8 protein-coding genes are annotated in these 13,383 nt (G+C 72.3%); all 8 read left to right on the forward strand.

Features of this window, described 5'->3' with window-relative positions:
• Positions 1–378: 378 nt before the first annotated feature.
• Entirely contained in the window at positions 379–846 is a 468-nt protein-coding gene (gene tsaE / locus MTBUT4_RS16335; RefSeq protein WP_173980768.1) for a tRNA (adenosine(37)-N6)-threonylcarbamoyltransferase complex ATPase subunit type 1 TsaE, read from the forward strand.
• Complete coding sequence (locus tag MTBUT4_RS16340; RefSeq protein ID WP_173980769.1) at positions 843–1,835, forward strand: aminoglycoside phosphotransferase family protein; 993 nt, start codon at positions 843–845, stop codon at positions 1,833–1,835. Before tsaE ends, MTBUT4_RS16340 begins: the two co-directional genes overlap by 4 nt.
• Complete coding sequence (locus tag MTBUT4_RS16345; RefSeq protein WP_173980770.1) at positions 1,832–2,545, forward strand: nucleotidyltransferase family protein; 714 nt, start codon at positions 1,832–1,834, stop codon at positions 2,543–2,545. The genes MTBUT4_RS16340 and MTBUT4_RS16345 overlap by 4 nt, the downstream gene beginning before the upstream one ends.
• A gap of 97 nt (positions 2,546–2,642) precedes the next feature.
• On the forward strand, positions 2,643–5,573 hold the full coding sequence (addB, locus tag MTBUT4_RS16350; protein ID WP_173980771.1) for a double-strand break repair protein AddB: 2,931 nt from the start codon (positions 2,643–2,645) through the stop codon (positions 5,571–5,573).
• Positions 5,574–5,630: 57 nt separating this feature from the next.
• On the forward strand, positions 5,631–6,011 hold the full coding sequence (locus MTBUT4_RS16355) for a GxxExxY protein (RefSeq protein ID WP_173980772.1): 381 nt from the start codon (positions 5,631–5,633) through the stop codon (positions 6,009–6,011).
• Positions 6,012–6,108: 97 nt separating this feature from the next.
• A complete protein-coding gene (locus MTBUT4_RS16360; protein WP_173980773.1) occupies positions 6,109–8,043 on the forward strand; it encodes a carbohydrate kinase family protein in 1,935 nt (644 codons plus the stop codon).
• 106 nt (positions 8,044–8,149) lie between these two features.
• Positions 8,150–11,605, forward strand: a complete 3,456-nt coding sequence (addA, locus tag MTBUT4_RS16365) for a double-strand break repair helicase AddA (protein ID WP_173980774.1) — start codon at positions 8,150–8,152, stop codon at positions 11,603–11,605.
• Positions 11,606–11,702: 97 nt separating this feature from the next.
• Positions 11,703–13,382, forward strand: a complete 1,680-nt coding sequence (ettA, locus tag MTBUT4_RS16370) for an energy-dependent translational throttle protein EttA (RefSeq protein ID WP_173980775.1) — start codon at positions 11,703–11,705, stop codon at positions 13,380–13,382.
• Position 13,383: the final 1 nt, after the last annotated feature.

Below are 13,383 nucleotides of genomic sequence, written 5' to 3' on the forward strand. Positions count from 1 at the left end.
TTTTCGGCTGTTAAGGGCCCCCTCGCCCGCCTGCGGGAGAGGGGGCGAGCGTCAGCGAGCCGGGGTGAGGGCGGCGCGTGTCCACGCGCCCAAGACCTGGAGAGACAGCCGCTTTCGCTGTCGCGAAGCGCACCTGGCGGTGCGCGCCCTCTCCCTCCCGTCGCTGTCGCGACGGGCCCCTCCCTCTCCCGCTGGCGGGCGAGGGAAATTATGTCTACTGCGGCCAGCGTCACCCTGGACGCAGCCGTCACCAAGGGCTTCGAAAGGCGTTCCGAAAATTAAACCGGACAGCCGCGGGTCAAGCCCGCGCATGACGAGAAGGCAACCGTCTCCATTCGGACATTTGCGTCCGCCCCCCGCGCGGGCTAGAACACCGGGATGACCGTGACGATTGCGCTCGACCTGGCCGACGAGGCCGCCACCGGCCGCCTGGGCGAGGCGCTGGCGGCGCGGGCGCGGCCGGGCGACGTGATCGCGCTGGAGGGTCCGCTGGGCAGCGGCAAGAGCACCCTGGCGCGGGCCTTCGTCCGCGCCCTGACCGCCGCCGACGAGGAGGTGCCCAGCCCCACCTTCACCCTGGTCCAGACCTACGAGACCGCATCGGGCGCGGTCTGGCATTTCGACCTCTACCGCCTGGAGCGGCCCGACGACGCCTACGAGCTGGACATCGAGGACGCGCTTGCCGACGGCATCTGCCTGATCGAATGGCCGGACCGGCTGGGGCCGCTGCTGCCGGCCCGCCGCCTGCACCTGACCCTGGCCCCGGGCGCGGCCGAGACCGCCCGCACCGCCACCCTGGACTCCCACCGCCAGTGGGACGACCGCATCGGAGACATATCGGTTTGAGCGATCGCGAAACCCTGATCCGCCAGTTCCTCGCCCGTGCCGGCTGGGGCGAGGCCCGACGCGGCCGCCTGGCCGGCGACGCCAGCTTCCGCCATTACGACCGCCTGGCCGAGGGCGAGCGCCGCGCCGTGCTGATGGACGCGCCGCCGCCCAAGGAAAAGGTGATGCCGTTCATCGCCGTCGCCATGCACCTGGAGCGGCTGAACCTGTCCGCCCCCCGCCTGCTGGCGGTGGACATCGAGAACGGCCTGCTGCTGCTGGAGGATCTGGGCGACGACACCTATACCCGCCTGCTCGCCGCCGGCGCCGACGAGGATTCCCTTTACGCCCTGGCGGTCGATGTTCTGGCCCGCATCGCCGCCGACCCCCAGGCCATCCCGCTCGGCCTGCCGGCCTATGACGACATCCGCCTGCTGTCCGAGGCCGGCCTGCTCACCGAGTGGTACATGCCGGCGGTGCTGGGCCGGGAGATCGCGGCGGCGGCCCGGGCCGAGTACGAGGCCGTCTGGCGCGGTCTGTTCCCCATCGCCCGCGCCGTGCCCGACACCCTGGTGCTGCGCGACTTCCACGTCGACAACCTGATGCGCCTCGACCGCCCCGGCCTGGCCGCCTGCGGCCTGCTGGACTTCCAGGACGCGGTGGCGGGGCCGCTCACCTACGACCTGATGAGCCTGCTGGAGGACGCCCGCCGCGACATCGACCCGGCCTTGGCCGGCCGCATGACCGAGCGCTTCCTGGCCCAGCTGCCGGGCCTCGACCGTCCGGCCTTCGAGGCGTCGTGGGCGGTGCTGGCGGCGCAGCGCCACGCCAAGGTCATCGGCATCTTCACCCGCCTGGCGCGCCGCGACGGCAAGCCCAACTACCTGGTCCACATCCCCAGGGTGTGGCGCCTGCTGGAGGCGGCGCTGGCCCATCCCGCTTTGGCCCCCCTGGCCGCCTGGCTGGACCGCCACCTGCCGCCCGAGACGAGAACGGTTCCCACCCCATGAGCACCCGCCCCACCCACGCCATGATCCTGGCCGCCGGCCTCGGCCTGCGCATGCGCCCGATCACCGAGTACACGCCCAAGCCACTGGTGTCGGTGGGTGGCCGCACCATGCTGGACCGCGCCCTCGACCACCTGGCCAAGGCCGAGGTGGGCAAGCTGGTGATCAACACCCACTGGCTGGCCGAGCGCATCCACGGCCGCTATGCCGACCGCGCCGACATCACCTTTTCCCACGAGGAGGAGCTGCTGGAGACCGGCGGCGGCGTCGCCAAGGCCTTGCCGCTGCTGGGCTCCGACCCGTTCTACGTGGTCAATTCCGACATCATCTGGACCGATGGCGCCACCCCCGCCTTGGCCCGCCTGGCCGAGGCCTGGGACGAATCGCGCATGGATGCCCTGCTGCTGCTGGCCCGCACCGCCACCGCCATGGGCTACGAGGGCCAGGGCGACTTCTTCCTCGATGCCGCCGGGGTGCCGCGGCGGCGCAAGCCGCGCGAGGTGGCGCCGCTGCTGTTCGCCGGGGTGCAGATCCTGTCGCCGCGCTTGTTCGACGGCGCCCCTTCGGGCAAATTCTCCCTGAACGTGCTCTACGACCGGGCGCTGGAGGCGGGACGGCTGTTCGGCATCGTCCACGAGGGCCGCTGGTTCCACGTCGGCACCCCCGACGCCCTGCCCGAGGTCGAAGCGGCGCTGCGGGATGTGGACGGCTAGGCCAGTCTCGCCGGTTCGAGTAGCCTCATCCTGAGGAGCCGCAACGCGGCGTCTCGAAGGATGAGGCTCGACTGAGGCGACGGGAAAGGAGGGGCGCATGGCCAAGGTCTTTCACATCCCGCCCGGCCTGCCCTTCGTCGATACCCTGGCCCGCCACGTCATGGCCGAGGCCGGCGGCGATCCGCTGAAGCTGGCGGACACCACCATCCTGCTGCCCAACCGCCGCGCCTGCCGCGCCGCCCGCGACGCCTTCCTGCGCCATTCCGGCGGCCGGCCGCTGCTGCTGCCGCGCCTTCTCACCATGGAGCCGGGCGAGGACGAGGCCGAGGAATTGTCGCTGCTGGCCGGCGGCGAGCTGGACATCCCGCGCCCGGTGGACGAACTGGAGCGCCGGCTGGTGCTGACCCGGCTGGTGATGGGGCTGGGCGGCGGCCGCGGCGGCCGCGCGCCGTCGCCCGACCAGGCGGCGCGGCTGGCCGGCGAGCTGGCCCGGCTGCTGGACGGCGCCGCCATCGAGCGGCTGTCCTTCGACCGCCTGGCCGCCCTGGTGCCGGCGGATCTGGCCGCCCACTGGCAGGTCACCCTGGACTTCCTGAAGATCGTCACCGAGCACTGGCCGGCGCTGCTGGGCGGGCGGCTGGACCGCCAGGACTGGGTCAACCGGGTGCTGGCGGCCCGCGCCGCCCAGTGGCGCGACCAGCCCCCCGAGAGTCCGGTGATCGCCGCCGGCTCCACCGGCTCGCGCCCGGCCACCGCGGACTTGCTGGCGGTGGTGGCGGAGCTGCCGGCCGGCAAGGTGGTGCTGCCCGGCCTCGACCGCCATCTCGACGACCAGGCCTGGGCCTGCCTGGACGAGGGCCATCCCCAATACGGCCTCAAGCGCCTGCTCGACCATTTGGGCGTCGAGCGCCATCGGGTGCGGCCGCTGGTGCCCGAGCCCGACCCGCGCGCCGCCCGTTCGGCCCTGCTGGCGGAAGCCCTGCGCCCGGCCGAGGCCTGCGAGGCGTGGCGCAGCCTGCCCGAATTCCCCGCCGCCGCCTTGGCCGGCGTGGCCCGCCTGGACGCCCCGACCCCGCGCGAGGAGGCCGCCGCCATCGCCCTGCTGCTGCGCCAGGCGCTGGAGGAGGAGGGCCGCACCGCCGCCCTGGTCACCCCCGACCGCGACCTCGCCCGCCGGGTGGCGGCCGAGCTGCAGCGCTGGGACATCGCCATCGACGATTCCGGCGGCCGGCCGCTGGCGCTGTCCGAGCCCGGCACCTATCTGCGCCTGCTCGCCCGCATGGTGGCCGAGGATTTCGCCCCCCACGCCACCCTGGCCTGCCTGAAGCACCCCTTGGCCGCTGGCGGCGACGATCCCGCCCGCTTCCGCCGCCGCGTGCGTCGCCTCGACCTCGCCTTGCGCGGCCCCCGCCCGGCCCCCGGCCTGGCCGGGCTGCGCGCCGCCGCCGGACTGGCGGACGGCATGGGGCGCTGGCTCGACGGGCTGGAGGCGCTGCTGGCCCCCTTCGTCGCCGTCATGGGCCGCGACAGCGCGCCCCTGGCCGAGCTGGTGGCCGCCCACATGGACTGCGCCGAGGCGCTGGCCGGCGAGGCCGCCTTGCCCGGCGCGGCGCGGCTGTGGCGGGGCGAGGCCGGCGAGGCGCTGGCCGCGTTCGCCGGCGGCCTGGGCGAGGCGGCGGCGACCCTGGGGGCCTCGTTCCCCGCCGTGCCGCCGCGCTTCTATCCCGCCCTGTTCGACGAGCTGCTGTCGGGACAGGTGTCGCGCCCGGCCTGGGGGCGCCATCCCCGGCTGTTCCTGTGGGGTCCCATGGAGGCCCGCCTGCAGCACGCCGACCTGATGGTGCTGGCCGGCCTCAACGAGGGCACCTGGCCGGGCGAGCCGCCGCCCGATCCGTGGATGAGCCGGCCCATGCGCGCCGCCTTCGGCCTGCCGGCACCGGAACGCCGCATCGGCCAGTCGGCCCACGATTTCGCGCAAGGGTTCGCCGCCCCCCGGGTGGTGCTGACCCGCTCGACCCGGGTCGAGGGCACGCCGACGGTGCCGTCGCGCTGGCTGCTGCGCCTGGAGGCGGTGATGAAGGCGGCCGGGCTGGACTGGGGCGAGGACGGCGGCCAGTGGCTGGACTGGCAGCGCCGCCTCGACCGCGCCGAGTCCAGGCCCGAGATCCGCCGCCCCGCCCCGCGCCCGCCGGTGGCGGCCCGGCCCCGGCGGCTGTCGGTGACCGAGATCGAGACCTGGATGCGCGACCCCTATGGGGTCTATGCCAAGCACGTGCTGGGCCTCAGGGCGCTCGACCCGCTGGACGCCGATCCCGGCGCCGCCGAATACGGCACCCTGGTCCACCGCGCCATCGAACGCTTCCTGATGGAGGTGCCGGGCGCGCTGCCCGCCGATGCCGAGGACCAATTGCTCGCCATCGGCGAGGAGGTGTTCGCCGAGGCCCTGGCCCGCCCCGGACTCTGGGCCTTCTGGTGGCCGCGCTTCCGCTCGGTGGCGCGCTGGCTGGTGGAGCACGAACGCGGCCGCCGTTCCCGGGTGCGGCGCAGCTTCTGCGAGGTCAAGGGCGGGCTGGAGATCGCCGGGCCGGCCGGGCCGTTCCTGCTGCACGCCCGCGCCGACCGCATCGATGCCCTGGCCGACGGCACCCTGGAGATCATCGACTACAAGACCGGCAAGGTCCCCGGCCCGGCCGAGGTGGCCGCCGGCTTCTCGCCGCAGCTGCCGCTGGAGGCCGCCATCGCCGCCGCCGGCGGCTTCGGGGGATTGGACCCGGCGCCGGTGTCGGGCCTGTCGTTCTGGCGCCTGAAAGGCGGCCCGGACGGCGGCGAGGACAAGCCGGCCGGAGACGACCCCGCCGCCCTGGCGGCCGAGGCGCTGGCCGGCGTCGCCGCCCTGGTGGCGGTCTTCGACGACCCCGCCACCCCCTACGAGGCCCGCCCCAACCCCGGCATGGCGCCCCGCTACAGCGACTACCTCCACCTCGCCCGCGTGCGCGAATGGGCCAGCGGCGAGGAGGGGGAGGAGTGAGGAGAAAAAAAACACTTGGGCAACACGGATGGACGCGAATGGGCACGGATGGACGGGATGAAGATTGACCTCGATGCGAGCCTCGACAGGCTGACCGAGAAGATCATCGGATCGGCATTCGCCGTAGCGAACACACTCGGGCACGGCTTCCTTGAGGTCGTTTACAAGCACGCGCTGATCGAGGAGTTGTCGGCCTCAGGTCTGGAGGCCAGGAAGGAAGTCCCCTTTCCTGTGCTTTATCGTGGTACGCAGGTCGGGCTCTACGTTGCCGATGTCGTCGTCGAAGGCACGGTGATCGTGGAACTGAAGGCAATAGAGAAACTGACGCAGTCCAATCGCGCCCAGCTCCTGAACTATCTCAAGGCCAGCGGCCTGCCGGTCGGTCTCCTGTTGAATTTCGGCACGCCGCACATCGAGGTCAAACGAGTCGTCCTTTGAATATCCGCGTTCATCCGCGCCTATCCGAGTCCATCCGTGTTGCTTGTATCTTTACTTGATGCGCTAAATTGGACCAAACCACACTTGGGGGAGTGTCATGTCGGTACAGACCTGTGAGATCACGTCGCGCGCCGACGCCATCGCCGCGCTGAACCGCCAGCCCAAGGCGGTGGCCATTTCGCTGCTGTGGTCGCAGACGGTGGACCTGTTCGCGGCGCGGGTGGACGAGGCGCTGCGGCCGGCGCTGAACGGGCTGCGCCGGCTGGCTCCCGACGGGGTCAAGGTGGCGGTGGAGTCCATCGAGCGCGAGATGGACGGCTGGCGGGTGCTCATCGACGGCGGCACCGGCGACGAGATGATGATCCCCGACGAGGCCATCGGCGATACCCTCGCCACCCCCGGCGGCGGGCTGTGCAACCTGGCCCAGGACGTCGAGGTGATCCGCCAGTCGGTGGGCGAGTTCCGCCACCTGCCGCCGGTCCGCCACCTGTCCTGGGCCGATTCGGCCGAGCAGTTCGGCGCCGAGGCGGTGCCGGGCCGCTCGCGCACCTCGCTGGTGCTGAAGGATGACGGCTTCGACAAGCTGATCCTGACCGAGCGCGGCCCCAGCTGGGACCGCGCCGCCATCGACCCGCTGGCCATCGAGCGCGCCTTCTACGATTCCGGCGATGCCGTGCTGTTCGTCGGCCAGGAGCCGGTGGACAGCAAGAAGTTCGAGGAAATCCGCCGGCGCAAGCTGGCAGACCCGGCGCTCAGGGTGTACTGGCTGGTCGGCGGCAACCAGCTGAAGCGGCTGTTCACCGAATACCGCGACTTCCTGTCGGTGGTCGATGTGGTCAGCCTCAACCTGGCCGAGGCCGCCGGCTTCTTCGGCTTCGAGCCCCTGCGCAAGCGCCACCGCGATTCCAACGAGCTGCGCAAGATGTACGCCAAGGAGATCGCGCGCCGCGCCCTCGAGCTGGGGGCCAACCACGTGGTCATCACCGACGGCGCCAAGGGCGCCAGCCTGGCCCGCAAGGCCCGCGGCGGCCATGTGGAGTTCGTCTATTCGCCGCTGATCCACGAGAACACCGTCGCCGTCGATCCGACGGTGCGCGAGGATACCGGCTGCGGCGATTCCTTCGCCGCCGCCGTGGCCACCTATTTCCTGGCCTCGCCGGCCCGCTTCAAGCTGAACGAGGCGGCCAACTTCGCCCATTACGTCGCCGGCATCGTCTATCAGCGCCGCCGCCCCAAGCTGACCCGCGAGGACGTCCCCTTCATCGCCGAGGCCCATGCCCGGGCGCGGGCCTGCGGCGCCCTGGTCGGCCACCACGAGGCCTTCGACCGCACCCGCTGCCAGATCCGCCCGGCCGACATGATCTGCCGCGGCCCGGCCCGGAAGGTGCTGGTGCTGCTGACCGGCGGCGATCCCACCGACCCCGCCCAGCCCCACGTCTCGGGCGCGGCGGCGGCCATCGAGCGCCTGGCCGAGATGTGCCGCACCGGCGCCTACGGCCGCGCCCCGCTGATCCGCATCGTGCCGCGCGTCACCACCAACCCGGCGGCGCGCGGCCATGCCGGCTATGCCCTGGTCGACCGCGCCGAGATGCAGCGCCTGGCCTTCCGCGAATCCTTCCGCAAGGAGCTGGGCAACCCCGAGGGCGAGCCCCGCAACGGCGTGCTGGCCTCGGACCTGGAAGGGCACGAGGGCGTCTACCTGCTGCGCGTCACCATCCTGGAGGCCATCGAGGTGCTGTCCTCCGAGGATTTCCGCGAGCTGTTCGGCGACATCAAGTTCTGGCACTTCGCCACCGAGAACATCGACGAACGCATCGCCTGGCATGCCCGCAACCTGGGCGTCACCCGCGAGCAGGGCCAGGAAATCATGCGCCAGGCCCTGCGCGACTACGTCATCGAGGAAATGGGCGCCCAGTACCGCTTCAGCCACGCCCGGGCCACCAACCTGGACGAGTTCCAGCAGGAGATGACCGAACAGCTGATCTTCCCCCTCGACGCCCTGCTGATGGGCATGTTCCGGGGGGCGGTGTGAGGCCGTCTTTCTCACCCGTCGTCCCCGCGCAGGCGGGGACCCAGGAGTCGCGGACGCGGTGGATGTGCACCCCCTGGGTTCCCGCCTGCGCGGGAACGACGGTTCGATGACTGACGTCGCCGCCCTTCTCGACGACGCCACCAGGCGGCAGCGGCGGGCGGCCGATCCGGGGGCTTCGGTGTGGGTGGCGGCCTCGGCCGGGACCGGCAAGACCAAGGTGCTGACCGACCGGGTGCTGGCCCTGCTGCTGGCCGGGGTGGCGCCGCACCGCATCCTGTGCCTGACCTTCACCAAGGCCGCCGCCGCCGAGATGAGCACCCGCATCGCCACCCGGCTGGCGGAGTGGGCCACCGCCGGCGATTCCCGGCTGGCCGGGCTTTTGGCCGAACTGGTGGAGGGCGAGCCCGACGCCGCCACCCTGACCACCGCGCGCCGCCTGTTCGCCCGCGTCCTCGACGTGCCCGGCGGCATGCACATCGAGACCATCCACGCCTTCTGCCAGTCGCTGCTGCGCCGCTTCCCGCTGGAGGCCGGGCTGGCCCCCCACTTCCAGGTGATGGACGACCGCGATGCCGGCGAGATGCTGGAAGCGGCCAAGGAGGAGGTGCTGGGCCTGGCCCGGGACGGCGCCGACACGGCGGTGGCCGCCGCCTTGGCCGAGGTCACCGGGCGGGTGCACGAGACCATGTTCCCCGAGGTGATGGCCGAGCTGGCCGCCGATCGCGGCCGCCTGAAGCGCCTGTTCGACCGCACCGGCGGCATCGAGGGGGTGGCGTCGGCCTTGCGCGACCGCATGGGGCTGGAGCCCGGCGCCACGCCCGACACCATCCTGGCCGCCGCCTGCGCCGAGACCGCCTTCGCCGGCCCCGCGTTGCGCGCCGCCGCCGAGGCGCTGATGGCCGGCAGCGACACCGATGCCCGCCGTGGCCGCACCATCGCCGCCTGGCTGGCCGACCCCACCGGCCGCACCGCAGGCTTCGCGGCCTATGCCGGCGCCTACCTGGCCCAGAAGGGGACCATCCTCAAGACCCTGGCGACCAAGAAGGTGGCCGCCATCCCCGGCGTGCTGGCGGCGCTGGAGACCGAGGCCGAGCGCCTGCTGCGGGTGACGGCGCGGCTGAAATCGGCGCGGGTGCTGCATGCCACCCTGGCGCTGCTGACCCTGGGCGGGGCGCTGCTGGGGGCCTATGAGCGCCGCAAGCAGGCGGCGGCGCTGATGGATTACGACGACCTCATCCTCGCCGCCCGCGACCTGCTGGCGCGGCCGGGGGTGGCGCCGTGGGTGCTGTTCAAGCTGGACGGCGGCATCGACCACCTGCTCATCGACGAGGCCCAGGACACCAATCCCGACCAGTGGGCGGTGGTGGCCGCCCTGGCCGAGGAATTCTTCGCCGGGGCCGGCGCCCGCGACCGGGTGCGCACGGTGTTCGCGGTGGGCGACGTCAAGCAGTCCATCTATTCCTTCCAGCGCGCCGACCCGCGGGCGTTCGAGGCGATGCGGGCCGGCTTCGCCCGCCGCGTCCCCGAGGCCGAGCGCGACTGGCGCGAGATCCCTCTGAACCTGTCGTTCCGCTCGGGGCAGGCGGTGATCGACGCGGTCAACCGGGTGTTCGCCCCCGGCAGCCCGGCCCGCGACGGCGTGGCGGGGGACGAGGACATCACCCATCTGGCGCGGCGCCTGGGGCAGGCCGGGCTGGTCGAGGTGTGGCCGCCGGTGGAGCCCCGGCCGCTGGACGCCCCGGCACCGTGGAAGCCGCCGGTGGAGCGCATCCGCGGCGATTCGCCGCAGGCCCGGCTGGCCGGCCTGCTGGCCCGCCGCATCGGCGCCATGATCGCCACCGAACGGCTGGACTCGCAGGACCGTCCGGTGCGGGCCGGCGACGTGATGGTGCTGGTGCGCCGCCGCGGTCCCTTCGTCGAGGACCTGGTGCGGGCGTTGAAGGCCGAGGGGGTGGCGGTGGCCGGGGCCGACCGCATGGTGCTGACCGAGCAGATGGCGGTGATGGACCTGATGGCGCTGGGCAACGCCCTGCTGCTGCCCGAGGACGACCTCACCCTGGCCGCCGTGCTGAAGGGGCCGCTGGTCGGCCTGTCCGAGGACGAGCTGTTCCGCCTGGCGTGGAACCGGGGCGAGGCCGGGCTGTGGGAGACCCTGCGCCGCCGCGTCGGCGAGGAGCCCGCCTTCAACCGCGCCTGGGAGACCCTGTCGGGCCTGGCCGCCCTGGCCGACCGGCTGACCCCGCACGATCTGTTCGCCCACGTGCTCGGCCCCCTGGGCGGGCGCCGCGCTTTGCTGGCCCGGCTGGGCATCGACGCCGAGGACCCGCTGGACGAGTTCATGGCCCTGACCCTGGCCTATGAGCGCGCCCACGCGCCGTCGCTGCAGGGCTTCCTGCGCTGGCTCGAGACCGGCGCGGTGGAGATCAAGCGCGACCTGGAACAGGGCGGCCAGGACGCGGTGCGGATCATGACCGTGCACGGGTCGAAGGGGCTGCAGGCCCCCATCGTCATCCTGCCCGACACCCTGCAGGCGCCGACCAGGGGGCCGAAGCTGCTGTGGAGCGGCGAGGCCGAGGCCGAACTGCCGCTGTGGCCGCCCTCGGCCGACCATGACGACGAGGTTTGCGCCGCCGCCCGCCAGGCCCATCGGACGGCGCGCGAGCGGGAATACCGCCGCCTGCTCTACGTCGCCCTGACCCGGGCCGAGGACCGCCTGATCGTGTGCGGCTGGGAGACCCGCAAGGCGGCCCCGGCGGGGTGCTGGTACAATCTGGTGCGCGACGCGCTTTCGGGCTTCGCCGCCGAGGCCGAGGACCCGTTCCTGGCGGAAGCCGGCGAGACCCGGGGCGCCACCGTGCTGCGGCTGGCCTGCCGGCAACAGGCCGAGCCGGACCGGCGCGGCGACGCCCCCGACGCCCTCGCCGCCCCCGGCGCGCTGCCGCTGCCCGACTGGACCCGCCGGGCGCCGCCGCCGGAACCGGCGCCGCCCAAGCCGCTGGCGCCGTCCCGCCCCGATGGCGAGGAGCCGCCGGTGCGCTCGCCGCTGGGACCCGACCGGACACGGCGCTTCCGCCGCGGCAAGCTGATCCACCGGCTGCTGCAGATCCTGCCCGAGCTGCCGGCGGACAGGCGCTCGGCCGCCGCCATCGCCTTCCTGCGCCGCGCCGGCATCGATGATGCGGCCGAGTGCCTGGCCATCGCGGGCGAGGTCGCCGACGTGCTGCTCGCCCCCGCCTTCGCGCCGCTGTTCGGCCCCGGCAGCCGCGCCGAGGTGCCGATCATCGGCCTGATCGGCGACAGCCGCGCCGTCTCGGGCCAGGTCGACCGGCTGGTGGTCACCGGGACCGAGGTGCTGGTGGCCGATTACAAGACCAACCGCCGCCCGCCCCCGGGGCCGGCCGACATCCCCGAACTGTACGTCCGCCAGATGGCCGCCTACCGCCTCGCTTTGGCCTGCATCTATCCGCGCCACCGGGTGCGCTGCGCCCTGGTGTGGACCGACGGCCCGGCGCTGATGGAAATCGACTCCGCCCGCCTGGACGACGCGCTGGGGTCGCTGTAACGGTCCGGCCTCGCCCGTGCGCTTGACGGAGGGCCTTGCCGCGTCTAAACCCGGCTGACGTTCCCCATCCCACCCTGTTCCGCCCGTCGGAGGATTCATGGCCTCGTATCAATACATCTACGTGATGAAGGGCCTGACCAAGGCCTATCCCGGCGGCAAGGAGATCATGAAGGGCCTGACCCTGTCGTTCCTGCCCGGGGCCAAGATCGGCGTGCTCGGCGTCAACGGCGCCGGCAAATCGACCCTGCTGAAGATCATGGCCGGCATCGACAAGGAATATGGCGGCGAGGCCTGGGCCGCCGAGGGCGTCAAGGTCGGCTACCTGCCGCAGGAGCCCCACCTCGACCCGGCCAAGGACGTCATGGGCAATGTCATGGAGGCGGTGGCCGAGACCAAGGCTCTGCTCGACCGCTTCGACGAGGTCTCGGCCAAGTTCGGCGAGGAGATGACCGACGACGAGATGAACGACCTGATCGCCGAGCAGGCCGAGCTGCAGGAGAAGATCGACCACCTGGACGCCTGGGACCTGCAGCGCAAGATCGAGATCGCCATGGACGCGCTGCGCTGCCCGCCCGGCGATATCGGCGTCGCCACCCTGTCGGGCGGCGAGCGTCGCCGCGTCGCCCTGTGCCGCCTGTTGCTGTCGCACCCCGACATGCTGCTGCTGGACGAGCCCACCAACCACCTGGACGCCGAATCGGTGGCCTGGCTGGAGCGCTACCTGGAAAACTACGCCGGCACCGTGGTGATGGTCACCCACGACCGCTATTTCCTGGACAACGTCACCGGCTGGATCCTGGAACTGGAGCGCGGCCACGGCATCCCCTACGAGGGCAACTACACCAGCTGGCTGGAGCAGAAGGGCAAGCGCCTGGAACAGGAGGAGCGCGAAGAGACCGCCCGCCAGCGCGCCATCCGCGACGAGCTGGAATGGGTGCGGTCCAGCCCCAAGGCGCGCCAGACCAAGAGCAAGGCCCGTATTTCCGCCTTCGAGGACCTGGTCGCCAAGTCCCAGGAGAAGGCCACCGGCCCCGCCGTCATCTCCATCCCGCCGGGGCCGCGCCTGGGCGGCAAGGTGATCGAGGCGGTCAACGTGTCCAAGGCCTTCGGCGACAACCTGCTGTACGAGAACCTGAACTTCCGTCTTCCCCCCGGCGGCATCGTCGGCATCATCGGCCCCAACGGCGCCGGCAAGACCACCCTGTTCCGCATGATCACCGGCGCCGAGCAGCCCACCAGCGGCACCTTCACCGTCGGCGAGACGGTGGTGCTGGGCTATGTCGATCAGAGCCGCGATTCGCTGGACGCCGACAAGACGGTGTTCCAGGAGATCAGCGACGGCCAGGAGGAGATCGACCTGGGGCGGCGCAAGATCAATTCCCGCGCCTATGCCGGCCTGTTCAACTTCAAGGGCGCCGACCAGCAGAAGAAGGTCGGCGTGCTGTCGGGCGGCGAAAGGAACCGCGTCCACCTGGCCAAGATGCTGTCGCGCCCGGCCAACGTCATCCTGCTGGACGAGCCGACCAACGATCTGGACGTGGAGACCCTGTCGGCGCTGGAGGATGCCCTGGCGGAATTCCCCGGCTGCGCCGTGGTGATCAGCCACGATCGCTTCTTCCTCGATCGCATCGCCACCCACATCCTCGCCTTCGAGGGCGATTCGCAGGTGGTGTGGTTCGAGGGCAACTACCAGGATTACGAGGCCGACCGCCACCGCCGCCTGGGCTCGGACGCCGACCAGCCGCACCGGCTCAAGTACAAGCCGCTGGTGAGGTAAC

This window comes from Magnetospirillum sp. UT-4 (genome assembly GCF_902729435.1).
In the GTDB taxonomy this organism is placed as follows: Bacteria; Pseudomonadota; Alphaproteobacteria; order Rhodospirillales; family Magnetospirillaceae; genus Magnetospirillum.

What these genes read in the sequence shown, in the direction of transcription:
- addA (WP_173980774.1), top strand. Translation starts at nt 8,150, where the DNA reads ATGACTGACGTCGCCGCCCTTCTCGACGACGCCACCAGGCGGCAGCGG.
- MTBUT4_RS16360 (WP_173980773.1), top strand. Translation starts at nt 6,109, where the DNA reads ATGTCGGTACAGACCTGTGAGATCACGTCGCGCGCCGACGCCATCGCC.
- MTBUT4_RS16355 (WP_173980772.1), top strand. Translation starts at nt 5,631, where the DNA reads ATGAAGATTGACCTCGATGCGAGCCTCGACAGGCTGACCGAGAAGATC.
- addB (WP_173980771.1), top strand. Translation starts at nt 2,643, where the DNA reads ATGGCCAAGGTCTTTCACATCCCGCCCGGCCTGCCCTTCGTCGATACC.
- ettA (WP_173980775.1), top strand. Translation starts at nt 11,703, where the DNA reads ATGGCCTCGTATCAATACATCTACGTGATGAAGGGCCTGACCAAGGCC.
- tsaE (WP_173980768.1), top strand. Translation starts at nt 379, where the DNA reads ATGACCGTGACGATTGCGCTCGACCTGGCCGACGAGGCCGCCACCGGC.
- MTBUT4_RS16345 (WP_173980770.1), top strand. Translation starts at nt 1,832, where the DNA reads ATGAGCACCCGCCCCACCCACGCCATGATCCTGGCCGCCGGCCTCGGC.